Annotated in this window: 18 protein-coding genes; 6 read left to right on the top strand and 12 right to left on the bottom strand. The window is 63.2% G+C overall.

The window, feature by feature from the left end:
* Positions 1-11: 11 nt before the first annotated feature.
* Positions 12-821, bottom strand: coding sequence for a DUF3108 domain-containing protein (locus tag RBA95_RS11805; RefSeq protein WP_306017065.1), 810 nt, complete (start codon positions 819-821; stop codon positions 12-14).
* Positions 822-1,025: 204 nt separating this feature from the next.
* Between RBA95_RS11805 and rpmB the strand changes: the two genes are divergently transcribed.
* Positions 1,026-1,313, top strand: a complete 288-nt coding sequence (gene rpmB, locus RBA95_RS11800) for a 50S ribosomal protein L28 (RefSeq protein WP_306017149.1) — start codon at positions 1,026-1,028, stop codon at positions 1,311-1,313.
* Between the two features lie 76 nt (positions 1,314-1,389).
* Here rpmB and RBA95_RS11795 read toward each other — a convergent pair whose 3' ends face one another.
* The 5 genes from RBA95_RS11795 to RBA95_RS11775 form a co-directional block, all read right to left on the bottom strand.
* Positions 1,390-2,409: an esterase-like activity of phytase family protein gene (locus tag RBA95_RS11795; RefSeq protein ID WP_306017064.1), complete on the bottom strand. Its 1,020-nt coding sequence runs from the start codon at positions 2,407-2,409 to the stop codon at positions 1,390-1,392.
* Between the two features lie 48 nt (positions 2,410-2,457).
* On the bottom strand, positions 2,458-4,290 hold the full coding sequence (cobT, locus tag RBA95_RS11790; protein ID WP_306017063.1) for a cobaltochelatase subunit CobT: 1,833 nt from the start codon (positions 4,288-4,290) through the stop codon (positions 2,458-2,460).
* A 9-nt stretch (positions 4,291-4,299) separates the two neighbouring features.
* Positions 4,300-5,289 carry a cobaltochelatase subunit CobS gene (cobS, locus tag RBA95_RS11785; protein WP_306017062.1) on the bottom strand — a complete coding sequence of 330 codons (990 nt, stop codon included), beginning with the start codon at positions 5,287-5,289 and terminating at the stop codon, positions 4,300-4,302.
* 118 nt (positions 5,290-5,407) lie between these two features.
* A complete protein-coding gene (locus RBA95_RS11780; protein ID WP_306017061.1) occupies positions 5,408-6,415 on the bottom strand; it encodes a hypothetical protein in 1,008 nt (335 codons plus the stop codon).
* 82 nt (positions 6,416-6,497) lie between these two features.
* A complete protein-coding gene (locus RBA95_RS11775) occupies positions 6,498-7,046 on the bottom strand; it encodes a J domain-containing protein (protein WP_306017060.1) in 549 nt (182 codons plus the stop codon).
* Between the two features lie 136 nt (positions 7,047-7,182).
* Here RBA95_RS11775 and RBA95_RS11770 point away from each other — a divergent pair, with 136 nt between their 5' ends.
* Positions 7,183-7,458 carry a BolA family transcriptional regulator gene (locus RBA95_RS11770; protein ID WP_306017059.1) on the top strand — a complete coding sequence of 92 codons (276 nt, stop codon included), beginning with the start codon at positions 7,183-7,185 and terminating at the stop codon, positions 7,456-7,458.
* Here RBA95_RS11770 and RBA95_RS11765 read toward each other — a convergent pair whose 3' ends face one another.
* From RBA95_RS11765 to RBA95_RS11755, 3 genes are read right to left on the bottom strand one after another with little or no spacing between them, the layout of a single operon-like run.
* Positions 7,459-8,745, bottom strand: a complete 1,287-nt coding sequence (locus RBA95_RS11765) for an HlyC/CorC family transporter (protein WP_306017058.1) — start codon at positions 8,743-8,745, stop codon at positions 7,459-7,461.
* A complete protein-coding gene (aroB, locus tag RBA95_RS11760) occupies positions 8,745-9,851 on the bottom strand; it encodes a 3-dehydroquinate synthase (RefSeq protein ID WP_306017057.1) in 1,107 nt (368 codons plus the stop codon). Before aroB ends, RBA95_RS11765 begins: the two co-directional genes overlap by 1 nt.
* Positions 9,848-10,408 carry a shikimate kinase gene (locus tag RBA95_RS11755; RefSeq protein ID WP_306017056.1) on the bottom strand — a complete coding sequence of 187 codons (561 nt, stop codon included), beginning with the start codon at positions 10,406-10,408 and terminating at the stop codon, positions 9,848-9,850. Before RBA95_RS11755 ends, aroB begins: the two co-directional genes overlap by 4 nt.
* Before the next feature lie 122 nt (positions 10,409-10,530).
* On the opposite strand from RBA95_RS11755, the gene RBA95_RS11750 reads away from it, so the two are divergent.
* The 4 genes from RBA95_RS11750 to RBA95_RS11735 all read left to right on the top strand — a co-directional run bounded on the left by RBA95_RS11750 (position 10,531) and on the right by RBA95_RS11735 (position 14,330).
* Positions 10,531-10,671: a hypothetical protein gene (locus RBA95_RS11750; RefSeq protein ID WP_306017055.1), complete on the top strand. Its 141-nt coding sequence runs from the start codon at positions 10,531-10,533 to the stop codon at positions 10,669-10,671.
* On the top strand, positions 10,655-12,310 hold the full coding sequence (locus RBA95_RS11745; protein WP_306017054.1) for a hypothetical protein: 1,656 nt from the start codon (positions 10,655-10,657) through the stop codon (positions 12,308-12,310). Before RBA95_RS11750 ends, RBA95_RS11745 begins: the two co-directional genes overlap by 17 nt.
* Complete coding sequence (locus RBA95_RS11740) at positions 12,307-13,248, top strand: site-specific tyrosine recombinase XerD (RefSeq protein ID WP_306017053.1); 942 nt, start codon at positions 12,307-12,309, stop codon at positions 13,246-13,248. Before RBA95_RS11745 ends, RBA95_RS11740 begins: the two co-directional genes overlap by 4 nt.
* Before the next feature lie 101 nt (positions 13,249-13,349).
* Complete coding sequence (locus RBA95_RS11735) at positions 13,350-14,330, top strand: acetyl-CoA carboxylase carboxyltransferase subunit alpha (protein WP_306017052.1); 981 nt, start codon at positions 13,350-13,352, stop codon at positions 14,328-14,330.
* Here RBA95_RS11735 and RBA95_RS11730 read toward each other — a convergent pair.
* The 3 genes from RBA95_RS11730 to RBA95_RS11720 all read right to left on the bottom strand — a co-directional run.
* Positions 14,327-15,442 carry a DUF2235 domain-containing protein gene (locus RBA95_RS11730; RefSeq protein ID WP_306017051.1) on the bottom strand — a complete coding sequence of 372 codons (1,116 nt, stop codon included), beginning with the start codon at positions 15,440-15,442 and terminating at the stop codon, positions 14,327-14,329. The genes RBA95_RS11735 and RBA95_RS11730 overlap by 4 nt on opposite strands.
* A gap of 90 nt (positions 15,443-15,532) precedes the next feature.
* Positions 15,533-16,009, bottom strand: coding sequence for a GNAT family N-acetyltransferase (locus tag RBA95_RS11725; protein ID WP_306017050.1), 477 nt, complete (start codon positions 16,007-16,009; stop codon positions 15,533-15,535).
* A gap of 24 nt (positions 16,010-16,033) precedes the next feature.
* The coding region (locus tag RBA95_RS11720) for an SEC-C metal-binding domain-containing protein (RefSeq protein WP_371933611.1) at positions 16,034-16,183 on the bottom strand (150 nt) is incomplete at its 5' end.

The raw sequence follows: 16,183 nt of genomic DNA, 5'->3' as shown, positions 1-16,183 counted from the left end.
GAGGATGCGGCTTATTGCGTAGCGTCGCCTGCATATAGCTGCGTGGCCTGGATCGTGATGGCGCCGATCTGTGTCTGGGCCCGGAACCGCACGGGGACATTCACGCCATCTACCGGGGCAAGCCAGATGATCACCGGGCGCGCGGTCTCGTCTTCATCCGGGCGATCACCGTTATCATAGCCGCTGATCGGTTCGATAAAGGCCTGGCACCGGATCGCCTCACCAGACCAGGCGCGGGTGCGCACATCATCGAGACCCAGATTGTTCAGCCGCAGATTGTAACGCGCCTTGCCGTCAAACACCGGCAACCGGCCTTCGCACACGCCGTGCTCATCATTGGGCAGACCGGTCATCAGGCTCAGAAGCGTCGAGATCGGGTCAAGCGCGCCGGCGCGCTCTTCATCGGTCGCGGGCGGTTCACCCATGGAGCCAAAGGGCGGCTGGACGTCAGGCATGGCGACGCCCTCATCAAAGTTGATGCCGACCACACGCCCCTTGTTGCTGGCGTGGTTGATATGCTCATAGCGATAGGGGCTCAGCCCTTCAGGCTGGCGATAACCGTTCGACGTGGCCTCGATATTGGTGTCGTCGAACCAGCGCAGCAGGCCGCCGCTCTCAAACGTGGCGCCGGCGGAATACACGCCGTCATTAAAGCCGGCGGTCAGGGAAATATTGGCGACCTTCAGAATCAGAACCGACCCCGAATACTGCACATACAGGTGTTCAGGCGGTTCAACGCTTTGCGCGTCGGCCGTTGCGGGCAGACCCGCCATCGCCAGTGCGGCGAGGGCGTAGCGGGCATGTTTGGACACAGTCAGCATAAAACTCAAATTCCTCTGGCCCCAGCCGGTCGGCTCAGCCTATCTAACGCGGTCTGTCTGCAAGATGAACGCCAGTTTCTATGCGGCTGCGCCTTGACGCAGGCCACCCAGCCCGGTACATCGCCCGCTCTCGCGCCGCATCTTGGGTTCTCCCTCTCGCGGTCGCATATAATTTTACGACTGTTGTGGAACAAGGTGGAAGCCATGTCGCGCCGCTGCGAACTTACTGGGACGGGTCCGGTTTCGGGCAACAACGTGTCTCACGCCAACAACAAGACCAAGCGTCGCTTCCTGCCGAATCTGTGTCAGGTGACGCTCGCGTCTGAGGCCCTGGGCCGCTCCTTCCGTCTGCGCATCGCGGCCAAAGCGCTGCGTAGCGTCGACCATGTCGGGGGTCTGGACCAATTCCTGCTGAAAGCTCGTGATGAGCAGCTCTCCAGCAACGCGCTGAAAATCAAGCGCGAGCTGAAGAAAGCTGCGGCGGCTGCCTAAGCCGCGCACGTCTTGACGCGAGAAACAACGCCCGCCGGAAACGGCGGGCGTTTTTCTTTGCCGGTCTGTCAGAGCGCTAGTCGCGCGGTTCGATCGCGAAGCTCAGCAAGAGCGTGCGCTGACTGTCATTGAAGTTGTCGTCGGAGATCAGGAAGAGGCGGGTTTCGCCATCGATCTCTTCGATGGTCATGCCCTCGAAATTATCCACTGTCATCGTGTCCGGCTCGATGGCGGCGATCAATTCGGGCTGCAGCTCGGTCAGGTTCGCCGCGTTCGCAATCTGATCGGCGCCCAGATGCAGGATGTGGATGCGATTGCCCACATCACGCGCCCAGAAGCGCTGCAGGATGTACAGCCCGCCATCGCCATCGCTGTCCAGCTCCGTGACGCCGAACTCGGGCTCCATCGCCACCTGGTAGGTAGCCCGCGTCAGTTCTGGCGCGTTCAGCGGCGTGCGCGAAAAGATGTGCACGGGCGCATCACCGCTGGTGTGTTCCTGAGCTGACCAGAGCCAGTCGCCAACCACTGCCAGGCCTTCCATGCCGGCATTGTTGGAGAGGGTTTCGGTTTCAAGGGGAGAGTTCATCGGACTGGGCCGGGCATCGCTCACGCCGCTCCAGTCTGCACCCAGATCATAGCGCCAGACGCGATGCTCCCGCTCGAAGCTGAGGGCATATGCGCCGTGGCCCAACGGGGCGAGACCTTCGGAATCGGCGCGATTGCCGGACAGCAGCTCTCCGGCTTCATCCAGAATCGGAACAATCAACAGGCTCTCAAGACCCGTGATCGAAGCGCCGTCATAGGCAATGGACGCGGTCATCCAGTAGCCGCGATCAGAGACCGCCAGGAGGCGTTCGCCGTCTTCAGAAATGTCGAGCGCGGACCATCCGCCGAACCGCTCATCTTCAAGGGCGAGCGCCACGCCGCCGAGATAGCGCAAACCGCCCAGACGGGTCCGCCCCGGATCATCGGGGAAGAGCGGGACCGGTGTCACTACAAGGTTGGCGGGATCCGATGTGGTTTGTGCTTCGCCCCCGCCGCCACAGGCGATCAGCAGCGGACACAGGCACAGTGACAGGCCGAGACGGATAAGCATGCAAACCCCCAGTTCAATTGCGCGGACTGGTTGCGGATTATGCACGTGTCAGCGGCGCTTGTCCTCTTCAAACAGAGCGGCCAGCTGATCGGTCATGGCCCCGGCCAGTTGCTCCACATCCACAATGGTCACCGCCTTGCGATAATAGCGCGTGACATCGTGGCCAATGCCGATGGCGAGCAATTCCACATCGGACTTGTTCTCGATCATGGCGATGACTTCGCGCAAATGCTTTTCGAGATAGGCGGGGGAGTTGGCTGACTGGGTGCCGTCATCCACCGGGGCGCCGTCTGAGATCACCATCATGATCCGCCGCTGTTCCGGACGGGCCAGCAAGCGCTTGTGCGCCCAGAGCAGGGCTTCGCCGTCGATGTTTTCCTTCAGCAGGCCATCGCGCAGCATCAGGCCCAGATTGGAGCGGGACCGCCGCCAGGGCGCATCCGCGCCTTTGTAGATGATGTGCCGCAGATCATTGAGCCGGCCCGGATTGGGCGGCTTGCCTTCGCTGAGCCATTCCTCCTTGGAGCGGCCGCCCTTCCAGGCGCGGGTCGTAAAGCCCAGAATCTCGGTCTTCACGCCGCAGCGTTCCAGGGTGCGCGCCAGAATGTCCGCGCAGGCCGCGGCGACGAGGATCGGGCGACCGCGCATGGAGCCGGAATTGTCCAGCAGCAAGGTGACGACCGTGTCGCGGAAGTCGGTGTCCTTCTCCATCTTGAAGCTTAGCGGCATCATCGGATCCATGATGATGCGCGGCAGACGGGCCGGATCGAGCTGCCCTTCCTCGAGATCGAAGGACCAGGAGCGCTGTTGCTGGGCCATCAGGCGGCGCTGCAGCCGGTTGGCTAGACGCCCCACCGCGCTCTCAAGGCCTTTGAGGTGCTGGTCCAGCGTCCGCCGCAGACGGTTCAACTCATTGGAGTCACATAGATCAGATGCCTGGATGACCTCATCGAACTTGTCGGTGAACACCTTGTAGGCATTGGGATCCTCGCCCGGCGGGCTGACCCAGTTGGGCTTGGCCGATTGCTGGGTGTCGCTGGGCTCGTCATCGGCCTCGACCCGGGTCTGGCTGTCTTCGGCGAAGTGGATGTCGTCGGTATCGGCCGCCGTGCCCTTGGCGTCGGCGGCGTCTTCCTCATCCTCGCCCTGATCGGGGTCGCTATCGGTGTCGTCTTCGCCCGCTTCAGGCTCCTGCTCGACGCCGGAATCGTCCTGGCTGTCGTCGGTGTCGTCCTCGTCCTGATCATGCTCGCCGAGCTCGTCTGACAGGTCGAGATCGCGAATGACCTGTCGCAGGGCTTCTGCATAGGCGCCCTGATCATCCGCCGCGCCCGCCAGCGCATCCAGCGCTTGCCCGGCATGGCTTTCAAGGTCCTCGCGCCAGACCTTCATCAGGCCCTTGGCGTCCTCGGGGGCGGGGCGACCGGTGATCCGCTCACGCACCAGCATGGAGATGGCGTCTTCGAGCGGGGCGGTCTGCCGGTCCTCGGCATGGTTCCAGCCCTCGCGACGGCACCGGTCTGACAGCGCCGCATCAAGATTGTCCGCCACGCCGCGCATGGCGCGTGCGCCGATGGCTTCCACACGCGCCTGCTCGGCCGCGTCGAAGATCTTGCGCGCCTGGGCCCCGGGGGGCAGGGCGGACTGGTGGGATTTGGAGTTGTGAAGCTGCAGCCTCAGCGCCAGCGCGTCCGCCTTGCCGCGCAGACGCGCCGCATCCTCCGTCGTCATCTTTTCGGGCGGGTTGGGCAGCACCACCTTGCCGCGCGCCAGTGCGGCATCGCCGCCGAACTTCACGTCCAGCTCGCGCTCATGGGACATGGCGCGGGTGGCCGCGCTCAACGCACGCCGGAACTGGTCTGCAGACGAACCGTCAGACATTGATCGCCCTTAGGCTGCGGCGCCGGAGGACAGGGCGCTCTCGGGCAGGTCTTCGCCAAAGACGCGCTGATAGAATTCCGACACGATCGGCCGTTCCAGCTCATCGCACTTGTTCAGGAAGGTCAGCCGGAAGGCGACGCCCGGATTGTCGAAGATCTGGGTGTTTTCCGCCCAGGTCAGCACGGTGCGCGGGCTCATCACGGTGGACAGGTCACCATTGATGAAAGCCTCTCGGCTCAGATCAGCGACCGCGACCATGTCGGCGATCATCTTTGCGCCCGCTTCGGTCTTGCCCTGCTCGCCCAGCTTGGCGGCGACGATTTCGCGCTCGGTTTCAGCGGGCAGATAATTGAGCGTGGACACGATCGACCAGCGGTCCATCTGGCCCTGGTTGATCTGCTGGGTGCCGTGATAGAGGCCGGTCGTATCGCCAAGTCCCACCGTATTGGTGGTGGCGAACAGGCGGAAATTCGGGTTCGGGCGGATCACCCGGTTCTGGTCCAGCAGCGTCAGGGAGCCTGAGGCTTCGAGCACCCGCTGGATCACGAACATCACATCGGGGCGACCCGCATCGTATTCGTCAAACAGAAGCGCGACCGGGCGCTGGACAGCCCAAGGCAAAATGCCTTCCTGGAATTCGGTGATCTGCTGGCCATCCTTCAGAACGATGGCGTCCTTGCCGACCATGTCGATCCGGCTGACATGGCTGTCGAGATTGACCCGGATCATCGGCCAGTTCAGCCGCGCCGCCACTTGTTCCACATGGGTGGATTTGCCGGTGCCGTGATAGCCCTGAACCATGACGCGACGATTGAAGGCGAAACCGGCCAGAATGGCGCGCGTTGTGGCCGGATCGAACACATAGGTGGGGTCGATGTCCGGCACATGGTCGTCGCGCTCGGAAAAGGCGGCGACGTCGAACCCCGGATCAAATCCAAACAGGGCCTGGCAATCGGCTTTGGTGTCGGGGGTGAGGCTGATCAGGGTATCGTCGGTCATACGCGGAAAGGCTCTTTGCTGCGGCGCGACAGGGTCGGCACAAACCATAAGCCTCACACATAGCCCGTCAAAGCCCTGTCGCCACTCCCCCTCAGTACACAAAATCAGGTGAGACCGGTCAGGCGGCGCAGTTCTCCGCCACACGGGATGACAGCGCTTCGGTCAGGGCCGGGCGGTTGTCGGGCAAGCCCTGCGTATTGGCGGCAAGCCAGTCTTCAAAGCTCTGCCCGGTCGCCAGTGCTTCCGCCAGGTCGCCAAACACGGCTTCGGATCCGGTTGTCTCGGTCAGATAATCGATCAGGGCGCGGGTCAGCCCGTAAAACTGTTCCGCCCCGATCATGTCCGCGCCCTGGGCGGCCAGCGCCTCGCCGGACATCACCATGATGCGCGGGCCCTCGCTGTCCTCGCCTTCGGCCGCCGCAGCGGCCGCGGCGCGGTCCGCGGCCAGGGAGGCCAGCTGGAGCAGCGGATGCTCCATGGTGAAATAACGCTCGAACTGTGCGCTCAGATCATCCGGCGTCGTTTCGCACAGACCAGCGCGGCGGCTTTCGGTCAGCGCGTCGCTTTCCATCAGCACGGCGGCGGTTTCATCAAACCAGTCCGGCGCCGCGGCCGCGCCATAGGCGCGTGCGCCCTGCAGATCGACCGCCGGCCAGTCATAAAGATCGCGCACCCACATATGGCCCAGCTCATGGGCGATGATCGCTTCGCCATGGCGGACCTTGTTGTTGTTTTCGACACGACCGGCGAGAGCCGCCTCGATCGTGGCGTCGATCACCGCTTGCGGCGATCCCGTCATCTGGGCTTCGACCGCGGGACGGACCTGGGCTTCGAGCTGGGCGCGCATGGCCTGGGGCGAGACCCAGGGTTTGACGGTATAGCCCTGGGCATCGAGTTCGGACGCCAGTCCGGGAAATTCAGAGCTGTCTTCCACGACGGCGGTCAGTTCCGGCATGCGCTCGAAGACATCGGCAAACCGGGTTTCAGCGGTTTGCATGGCGGACAGGATGAGTTCGGCGCGCTCGGCGCTGGTCGAGACGGCCAACAGATTGTCGTCTTCCAGGCAGTGTGCGTTTGATGGACAGCTCGACAGGGCGAGCGAAAGTGCAAGTGATGAGATGAGCATGTGGTCCTCCCCAGTGTTCATCAGGGAAAATGACCGGGGTCACCTTTCAGCTTCCTGTCCGTCAGATTAAGCTTTGGACAGGTTAGCCCATGCCGCAGCTTTTGAGGATCTGATACGCCTCGACCACCTTCTGCAACAGCTCTTCCATCGACCGATCGCCGCCATTGGAGTCCGGGTGGTATTGGCGAACCAGCTCGGCATAGCGTCGACGGACGGCGGCTTTGTCGGCCTTGGGGTCTAGCTGGAGGGTATCGAGCGCCCGCTTCTGCAGTCGCCCCATGCCGGCATTGGGGTCTTCGTATTCACGCTGGGCGCGTTCCTGACCTGGCGGCGGACGGTCGCCAAACAGGTCGAACGGATCAACGAAGCCCTCTTCAAAGCTCTGGCTGGCCTTTTGCGCCGCGCGGCGTGCGCTAGACCCGGATGCGAAACTCCAGGTCGGACGGTGACCATAGAAATCAGCCTCGGCGTGCGCCTTGGCTGCATCCTCGCTCATGCCCTCAAAGAAATTCCATTCCTTGTTGTACTGGGCGGCGTGGGACTGGCAGAACCAGTAGAACTCGCTGCGATTGGCGGGGCTTTTGGGCGCACGCGCGGTCGCCTTGGCGCGGCATTGAGGGTGCTCGCACACCTTCTCATCCTGCTTCGCCTCGTTCTTGGGCGGCTTGATGCGGATGTCTTTAAACCGCGGTCGATATTTGTAAGCGCCATCCATGTGCCTAAGTATGGGGCGCACCGGCCTGCTGAACAATAAACAGAGGATGACAATGTCCAGCGTAAAGCAGCAAATCGAGGATCGCCTGACCGCGGCGCTGGCTCCGCAAAGCCTTGTCATCACCGATGACAGCGCGCTTCACGCCGGTCATTCCGAGCAGGCGAGGGCGGGGGAAAGCCATTTCACCGTCGAGATCGTCTCAAGCGCTTTTGAAGGCCAGACCCGCGTCCAGCGCCACCGTCTCGTCAACCAGGCCCTTGATGAACTACTGAAAGTCCAGGTTCACGCCTTGGCTATCATGGCCCGCACACCCGGCGAAGCCGCCTGATCAATCGTCATCCTCGGTCGCCTCGGGTTCCTTCTTGAGGCGCATGCGGGTGATCTGATTGCGGCGACGCTCGAGGATTTCGAACTGAACCCCATGGAAGCGGAAGATCTGCCCGGCTTCAGGAATGGTCTGGGCTTCATGGATCACAAGGCCGGCGATCGTGACGGCCTCGTCATCGGGCAGTTCCCAGTCGAGCGCCCGGTTCACATCGCGCACCGGCGCGCCGCCATCCACCAGGATGAAGCCATCTGGCAGGGGCGTGACGCCCTCGACGGTGACATCGTGCTCGTCCTCGATCTCACCGACGATTTCCTCGATGATGTCCTCTAGGGTCACAACGCCCATCAGCGCGCCATACTCGTCCACCACAAGGGCGAAGTGCTCGCGCTTTTGACGGAAGGCGGTGAGTTGTTCGAGCAGCTCGGTCGTTTCGGGAATGAACCAGGGTTCGCGCTTGATCGCCTCGATATCGAGTTTGCTGGCGTCGCCGCCGGCATTGTGAAGCTCTCGCGCCAGATCGCGCACATGCAGGATGCCGACAATGTTCTCGGTGTCGTCGCGATACAGCGGCAAACGGGTGTGCGGGCAGCTTAAGGCATCAGCGACCAGCTGCTCGGCGGGCTGGTCGATGTCGAACATGATCAGGCTTTTGCGGTGAACCATCACGTCATCCACCGTCAGCTCGCGCAGGTCGAGCACGCCGCCCAGCATGTCGCGGTCGGTTTTCACCACGCCGCCTTCCTGGTGGTGCAGGTCGATCTGGCCGCGAATCTCGTCATGGGCGGACAGCACCGGGCCTTCCACCGACAGACCCAGTATGCGCAGCGTCACCCGGACCAGCCATTGAACGGCGGCGACGACGGGCGCGAACACCAGAACGAACATGCGGATCGGCAGGGAGACGAAGAGCGCCATGCGGTCTGGATTGGACAGCGCATAGGTCTTGGGCAGCACTTCGGCGAAGATCAGCACCAGCAAGGTCATCACCAGCGTCGCGATGGGCACGCCGGCTTCGCCGAACATGGCGAGGAACACGGCCGAGGCCAGTGAGGCGGCCAGGATGTTGACGAGATTGTTGCCGAGCAAGATCGCGCCGATCAGGCTCTCGCGGTCATCGATCAGACGGTTCACCCGGCGGGCGCGATGATCCTTTTCCTTTTCAAGGGTCAGCATCCGCGCCTTGGAGGTGGCGGTGAGGGCGGTCTCCGAGCCTGAGAAGAACCCGGAAAAGGCCAGAAGGCACAAAATGCCGAAACCGGTCCACGCCATCCATGGTTCGAAAGTCATCAGTCCTCAACCTCACTGGACAAAAACGCCGCCAGATCATCCCGATCCGTCTCGCGCGTTATGAAAGCGTCGCCGATCCCGCGCGCCAGGATCAAGGTAATCGCGCCGCCTGAATTTTTCTTGTCATCACCCATGCGCGAGAGCAAGCGGGCCGCATCATAGGGCCCGCCGGGCAGTTCGGAAATGCGGGCCGGTAGCCCCACGGTCTGAAGATGGCGCGCTACACGCTCGGCGTCCTTGGATGAGCAGGCGCCCAGCCGCGCGGAATAACGGAAGGCGAGGGCGAGGCCGCAGGCCACCGCTTCGCCATGGATCAACGCGCCCTTGTCCGCTTCGGCCTCAAAAGCATGCCCGAAGGTGTGCCCCAGATTGAGCAGCGCCCGCACGCCGCTCTCGCGTTCATCTTCCGCCACGATCCGCGCCTTGAAAGCGACCGCGTCTGCAATGGCCTGGACGAGACCGTCGCCAGTCACCGCATCCACGCCCTGCGTTTCCAGACGGTCAAACAGCGGAGCGTCCTGAATCAGGCCGGCCTTGACGATCTCGGCATAGCCCGCCAGCACTTCGCGCCGGGGCAGGGTGTCGAGAAAGGCCGTGTCGGCGATCACCAGATCGGGTTGATGAAACGCGCCGATCAGGTTCTTGCCATGGCTCGTGTTGATGCCGGTCTTGCCGCCGACCGAGCTATCGACCTGGGCCAGAAGCGTGGTGGGGATCTGGATGAAGCGCGTGCCGCGTTTGAGAATGGCCGACGCGAACCCGGTCAGATCTCCCACCGTGCCGCCCCCAAAGGCGATTACCGGTTCGGAGCGTTCGACATTAAGCGCGAGCAGCCGATCACACAGGAACTCAAGGCTGGTCCAGGTCTTGGCGCCTTCCCCGCCCTCGATCTCGATGATCTCAAGACCCAGGCCGGCGGCGTCGAACGCCTGATGCAGGCGCGTGGCGTGATGGGACAGCGCTGCCGTGTCCGCCACGACGACGGCCCGACCACGCGGCGCGCGGACTGAGAGCCGGTCGGCGCGGCTCGACAGGGCGTCCCGCCCGATCACCACCTCGTAGGTTCGGGAAGCGGCCTCGACTTCGATCACGCGTAAGACGCTCATTCGGCATTCGTATCCTGATACTGCGCCAGGGCGTCCAGCACCTGGTCGGCGGATTGTTCATGGCTGCCCACGGACGTGTCCACCACAATGTCAGCCTGGGCGTAGATCGGCGCGCGTTCGCGTTCAAGCCGCGCCATGATTTCAGCGGGATCGCCCTGGGTCAGAAGCGGGCGCGCGCCCGGCTTGCGTCCGACGCGTTCAACCAGAACGTCCAGATCGGCTTGCAGCCAGATCGAGATGGCTTGCTGCTTGATGAGCGCACGGGTCTCCTCATTGATGAAAGCGCCGCCGCCCAGACCGATGATCATCGGTTCAGGCTCTTCCAGCAGGCGGGCGATCACCTTGCGTTCGCCATCGCGAAAGGCGGGCTCGCCGAAATCGGTGAAGATCTCGCTCACGCTGCGACCGGCGGCGCGCTCGACTTCTTCGTCGGCGTCCCGAAACGCGGCGGTCAGTCGTCGGGCCAGCCGGCGGCCGATGGTGGTTTTACCGACGCCCATGAGGCCAACGAGCGCCACATGACGGCTCAGCACAGGCGGATTGTCAGAATTTGTCATCACACTGTAAGGCTATACGCCAATGCTGCACGGGCGAGCAATCGCTGCTCACGTCTGGAAAACGCCGCAATCGGCTGCTTTAGTGTAGGTTCAGGGGCAAGCGAGACGGAAAAGGGACCATCATGAAATCCATTCTGATCGGCCTGGGCGTTGGGCTGGTGATCATCATCGGCGGCTTTATCGCTCTGTTGGGACTTGCGGACGCCAATGCACCCACGCCTGAACAAGTGCGTGTCGAGGTGACTGATGCGCTCGTCGATTAAAGCCGTGCTGCTGGCCGCCAGCATTCTGGCGGGCGGGTCGGCATTCGCTCAATCCCAACCGGCGACCGGCCAGATCGAGGTGGTCGAGCTGGGGGATGTCAATCCGTTTGAAGTGGGCGTGGACCCGGTCCTGCCGGACACCGTCTGGAGCACTGGGCACGCCGGTGCGCTTGATGGGGCGTTGTCGGTCCTGCCTGATCGCGCCAGTCCGGGCTGGTCCAGCCCCGCAGCGGCGCGCCTGGCTCTGGCGGCTTTAAGGTCGTCAGGCGAACCGCCTCAGGGCGCGGATGATGATTTTCGGCTGGCGGCCAAACGTGCAGATCGCGCGCTATCGGCCGGCCGCGCCCAGCTCGTCTATGAGCTGCTGTCCCGCACCCCGCGCGTGAACGAATCAGACGCGCTGTCGCGTGTCTTCGCTGAAACCGCGCTCGCCATGGGCCGGACTCAGGAAGCCTGTCGGGCTGCTGATGCACTGTTGGAGGGGCGGGATGCGGCTTACTGGCTGCGTTTGCGCGCCAGCTGCCTGGCGCTGAACGGCGCCATTCCGGCTGCAGAGCTGACCGCTGAACTCGCCCGCGCCCAGGCCCAGAGCCCCAATTTCGATACGCTGTTTGACGCTCTGGTTCTCGACCAAGCTGCGCCGGACGATTTTCAACCCAGGACCGCCTTGCAACTGACCTTGATGGAAGCATTGGCGCCGGGCGTGCGGCTGATCCCGCATGAGGAGGCGCCGGTCTGGCTGCATCTGGCGGCGGAACGGACCGGGCCGGCGATCGCCTTGCCGGAAACACTGCCCGAAGCGCTGGAAGCTGCGGTCACCCTGGAGGGGGCGGAGCGCGCCGCGGCGCTGGGGGCCCTGATCGGCCAGGATCTTGATCGCGAGATCGCCGCGGAAGCCCTGGCGATCCGCTTGTCGGACGCGGCCCAGCAGGGCCTGTTCATGGAGGCGGCCCTGACCTTCGGTCCGGAAGTGGCCAGCTTGCCAATTACCGAGAACACTCTGGCGCATGGCGTCCATTTTGTGCTCGCAGCACTTGCCGTGGACGACCTCAATGCGGCTGAACGCTGGCGCGAAGCCCTGATGGACGGGCCGCCCGCGCCACCACCTTCCCAAGCGTCACAGGTTGATCCAATGACGGATCTGGGCGGACTGCCAACCCTGGACGGGGATGCCGTGGCGCCGGGGCCGGAGTCCGAAAAAGCGGCGCCGGAATGGGAGCCGCCTGCACCGGGCGTTCTGGTCGCGCTCGACTTCGCCCGCGCCATTGCTCTTGATGATGTACGGGGCGACGGCTTCATGGCCTTGCTTGCGGCGCGACTTGAGAACGCGACGCCGGAGCGTCTGTGTCAGGCTGCCGGGCTGGTGTCGCTGGGCGCGGATGATCAAGGCGAGCTGCAACAGGCGCTGTCCGGCCTGACGCGTCAGAGCGGAGTGACCCCACCCGCCTTCGGCCCGTTATTGCTGGCGGCAGGCGCCGGGGCGCTGGGCGAGACTCAGCTTCATGCTGCGTCCTTGCTGGATCGCCATCCGGATGATGCGGAGACGTGCGCCGCGGCCATGCTGGCGCTCGATCACGCGGGTCTGCGGCGACAGGCGCTGCAATATGTTCTGGCTCGGGTCATCGAGGATACCGCGTGAGCGCACGCTCCATCGACCTGTTCCTGGACATGATGGCCGCTGAGCGAGGTGCGGCGCGCAATACGCTCGACGCCTATCGGCGCGACCTGGAAGATGCGGCTCAGAGGCTGGGATCACAGGGCGTCGGCCTTGAAGAGGCGCAGACGGCGCATGTGGAGCGCTTTCTGTCGGACCTCGCCGCAGACGGTCTGTCACCTGCGACCGCGGCGCGTCGGCTGTCCGCCCTGAAGCGCTATTACCGTTTTCTGCTCAAAGAGGGATTGCGGGCTGATGATCCGGCGAAAACGCTGACCGGTCCTAAAAAACCGCGTCCGCTGCCCAAGGTCTTGAGTGAACAACAGGTCGAGGCGTTGTTTGATGCGGCCGAGCGGGTCGAGGGCGCGGACGGGGCACGCTTGCGAGCCTTGCTGGAGCTGCTCTATGCGGGCGGATTGCGCGTCAGTGAGTTGGTCACCCTGCCCTTGACCGCGTTCGCCCGCACTGAGCGCTGTTTGATCGTGACGGGGAAAGGGGGCAAGGATCGCCTTGTGCCGCTGACCGATAGCGCCTTAAGGGCCGTTGACGCCTACAAGGCTGAGCGCGAGGCGCATCTGCCATTGCGCGCTGCTCAGAGCCATGCCCGGGCCGCGCGTTATCTCTTTCCGTCCAGAACCGCAAAGGATGGGCATTTGACGCGGGAGCGGTTTGCGCAGCTGCTCAAGGCGTTGACGCTGGAGGCCGGGCTGGATCCTCAACAGGTCAGCCCGCACGTCATGCGTCACGCTTTTGCGACCCATCTTCTGGCCAATGGCGCGGATTTGCGTAGCGTTCAGAGCCTTCTGGGGCATGCTGACGTGTCCACGACCGAGATTTACACCCATGTGCTCGAAGCGCGTCTGAAGGCGCTGGTGCAGGACGCGCACCCATTGGCGCACAATGACACAGCCGAAAAAGGGTGAAACCGGCCCGTCATTTGCTCATAACAGTGCATAGATTGCGTCGCGCTTGAGCGCCCATTAGTTTGCGCCCTCCCATAAGGGCCCATCCACCAGGACCGTCCATGTCTGATACCACGCGCACTTATCTCGATTTCGAACGGCCCATCGCCGAGCTTGACGCCAAGATTGAAGAACTTGAAAGCGTCCTGTCCCGGAACGGTGAGGACGCCCCTGATGCGGCGGAAGAGATCGCCAAGTTGCGGCAGAAGTCGTCTGATCAGCTCAAGTCGCTGTATTCCAAGCTCGACGCCTGGCGGAAGACCATGGTGGCGCGCCATCCTGAGCGCCCGCATCTGCGCGATTACATCGCCGGTCTGATGACCGATTATGAAGAGCTGGCGGGCGATCGCCGCTTTGGCGAAGACCACGCGATCCTGGGCGGTCTGGGCCGGCTGAACGGGCGCCCTGTGGTTCTGATCGGCCATGAGAAAGGTCACGATACCCAGTCCCGCCTCAAGCACAATTTCGGCATGGCGCGCCCTGAAGGCTATCGCAAGGCCATGCGTCTGATGGACCTGGCCGAGCGCTTTGACCTTCCGGTCGTCACGCTGGTGGATACGGCCGGCGCCTATCCGGGCATCGGCGCGGAAGAGCGCGGCCAGGCTGAAGCCATCGCCCGCTCGACCGAGCGCTGCCTGACGCTGGGCACGCCGCTGGTCAGCGTGATCACGGGTGAAGGCGGGTCGGGCGGCGCTGTGGCGCTGGCCTCGGCCAACACTGTCATGATGCTTGAGCACTCGATCTATTCGGTGATCTCGCCGGAGGGCTGCGCCTCGATCCTGTGGCGAGACGGCGCACGCGCCAAAGACGCGGCGCTCGCCATGAAGGTCAGCGCACAGGATCTGATCGAGCTCAAGATCATCGATAATATCATCGAAGAGCCGATCGGCGGCGCGCATCGCGACCGTGCGGGCTCCATCCGCAAGGTAGGCGAAGCGATTGAAACCGCCTTGTCGAGCCTGGACGGGCTGACCCCGACCGAGCTGCGGCAGCGTCGTCGCGACCGGTTCCTTCAGATTGGCCGGTCCCTGCTCGAAGGCTAATCGGCGTCCTCTTCCAAAGGCGCATCTGGGGATTGGTTCGACAGTTCCCAGTCCCTTGAGGATTTGTCCAGGCGCGGAAAGAGCGGCTTGAGAGCGGCCGGGCGCCAGTTCTTCTGCGCTGCATAACGGGCGATCACGCTGGGATGCAGCCGTACACTCTCATACGGTTCCGGCAAGCTGCGGACACGGTTGCCGAGCTTCTGCAAGCCTTTGGGCTTGATCATGCGGGCCATCGGGTCGGGTGCGGCCAGCTCGAATAATTCATTGGAAAAGCTGAGCCCGGCCGCTTCCGCTTCCGCCACCATCCATAGCAGGGCTGAATCTGAAAAGGGCTGGCCCTCGATCTCGCCGCCGCCGACGCCGCCATGGTGACCGGGAAACCAGACTTCCTTGACCTGGTCGGGGCTGGCCCGGTCAGACGGGCGCATGGGAGTGAGGGGGAAGAGTTTGCGATCTTCATCCAGCGCACAGGCATGGCGCGCGCGCTTGACGGTGTGATTGATCTTGTAGTCGTGAAAGCCGTGACTGCGATTGAAAAAGCGGTCAAACGGCAAATTGTTGAACAGGTTCGGGATGCCGTTCATGCCCACCGTATCAAAGCATCCCAGGAAATCGATGGGTTGGCGAGCCCCCTGACTCTTGCGGAAGTCCAGCGCTTCCTTGCTGTAGGGCGTGACCTCCTTGGAGCGATACATGGCGTAGGCTTCATCGATCTTGTCCAGACGGTCCCGACGCACCAGACCGGACGCATAGATCAGCCCGCAAAGGGAGCGCGCCGTGAACGCGCCTCGGGAAAAGCCGAACACATAGATGCGGTCGCCTGGCTCGTAATTGCAGGCCAGAAAGCGATAGGCGTCGAAGATCTTTTCTTCCAGACCGTCTCCCACGGCGCCGCCGAGCATGCGGGTGAGACTGTCCTGAACGCCATCAAAGAAATTCTCATCATCAGCGTCGAAGGCGGCGCCCACTCCGCTATCGTAATAAACGATTTGAGGGGTCTGTGTGATCGCGTTCTGGTTTTGCAGATACATCGCGATCAAAGAGATGTTGGTGGGTGTTTTCTGGCGAAGCGTCTGCCAGGTTCCGTCGCAACAGACGATGAGGTGTTTCATGGCGCTCTCCTTTCAGGAGAGTTTAGCGCCAAAAGAATTCCCCGGTAAGAAGAAATCCGAATTCGCGAAAGGTCCCATGATTGTGTTGGGCTAGCTCAGACGGTGCTCCAGCCAGGGCAAGGTTCTGTCCGGGATCAGCTTTGACGGCCGATCCTCGATAAAGCTCGCGCCCATTGCGGTGTAAAAGCCGCGAGCGTGTGGATCAGACAGGATGTGCAGGGTGACGGCGTCGGCCATGCGCGCCTGCTCCAGCGCCCAGTCATAGAGCTGTTTGCCGAGGCCGGAGCCGATCGCTTCGGGTGCGATGAACAACAGGTCCAGCATGACGGCCAGACCGGTGTCGCTGTGATAGGGCGCGCTGATCTGGGCCAGCCCCATGGGAGCGCCGGTTTGCCAGGCCGCGATGGCGCGTCCCTGGCGGGCCGCTTCGGGATCGAGACGCAGCACCGTCTCCATCTTCGCCATCATGTCGGCATCATATCCCCAGAACGCCTTTGAGCGCAGGATCATCGCATTCACAGCGTCAAACTGATCCGGCTCAAGGCGCGTCAGGGTGGTTTCGGGCATGGAGCCTCTCTGGGGGCGTCAGGTTCAGGCCTGACCAATCGCCCCGTGGCAATGCTTGAACTTCTTGCCCGAGCCGCAAGGGCAGGCCGAGTTGCGCGGAACCCGACCCCAGGTGCTGGGATCATTGGGATCCACAGCAGCAGCTGCTGTTCGCGTGGCGGAGGGGGAGGGCGT

Source organism: Oceanicaulis sp. MMSF_3324 (assembly GCF_030733545.1).
GTDB lineage: Bacteria > Pseudomonadota > Alphaproteobacteria > Caulobacterales > Maricaulaceae > Oceanicaulis.
The sequence above is the reverse complement of the archived record's forward strand: the minus strand, read 5'-3'. Positions and strand labels throughout refer to the sequence as shown.

Bases quoted from the DNA above. Each gene is read 5' to 3' on its own strand.
- RBA95_RS11805 (WP_306017065.1), bottom strand. From the start codon at position 821: ATGCTGACTGTGTCCAAACATGCCCGCTACGCCCTCGCCGCACTGGCG.
- rpmB (WP_306017149.1), top strand. From the start codon at position 1,026: ATGTCGCGCCGCTGCGAACTTACTGGGACGGGTCCGGTTTCGGGCAAC.
- RBA95_RS11795 (WP_306017064.1), bottom strand. From the start codon at position 2,409: ATGCTTATCCGTCTCGGCCTGTCACTGTGCCTGTGTCCGCTGCTGATC.
- cobT (WP_306017063.1), bottom strand. From the start codon at position 4,290: ATGTCTGACGGTTCGTCTGCAGACCAGTTCCGGCGTGCGTTGAGCGCG.
- cobS (WP_306017062.1), bottom strand. From the start codon at position 5,289: ATGACCGACGATACCCTGATCAGCCTCACCCCCGACACCAAAGCCGAT.
- RBA95_RS11780 (WP_306017061.1), bottom strand. From the start codon at position 6,415: ATGCTCATCTCATCACTTGCACTTTCGCTCGCCCTGTCGAGCTGTCCA.
- RBA95_RS11770 (WP_306017059.1), top strand. From the start codon at position 7,183: ATGTCCAGCGTAAAGCAGCAAATCGAGGATCGCCTGACCGCGGCGCTG.
- RBA95_RS11765 (WP_306017058.1), bottom strand. From the start codon at position 8,745: ATGACTTTCGAACCATGGATGGCGTGGACCGGTTTCGGCATTTTGTGC.
- aroB (WP_306017057.1), bottom strand. From the start codon at position 9,851: ATGAGCGTCTTACGCGTGATCGAAGTCGAGGCCGCTTCCCGAACCTAC.
- RBA95_RS11755 (WP_306017056.1), bottom strand. From the start codon at position 10,408: ATGACAAATTCTGACAATCCGCCTGTGCTGAGCCGTCATGTGGCGCTC.
- RBA95_RS11750 (WP_306017055.1), top strand. From the start codon at position 10,531: ATGAAATCCATTCTGATCGGCCTGGGCGTTGGGCTGGTGATCATCATC.
- RBA95_RS11745 (WP_306017054.1), top strand. From the start codon at position 10,655: ATGCGCTCGTCGATTAAAGCCGTGCTGCTGGCCGCCAGCATTCTGGCG.
- RBA95_RS11735 (WP_306017052.1), top strand. From the start codon at position 13,350: ATGTCTGATACCACGCGCACTTATCTCGATTTCGAACGGCCCATCGCC.
- RBA95_RS11730 (WP_306017051.1), bottom strand. From the start codon at position 15,442: ATGAAACACCTCATCGTCTGTTGCGACGGAACCTGGCAGACGCTTCGC.
- RBA95_RS11725 (WP_306017050.1), bottom strand. From the start codon at position 16,009: ATGCCCGAAACCACCCTGACGCGCCTTGAGCCGGATCAGTTTGACGCT.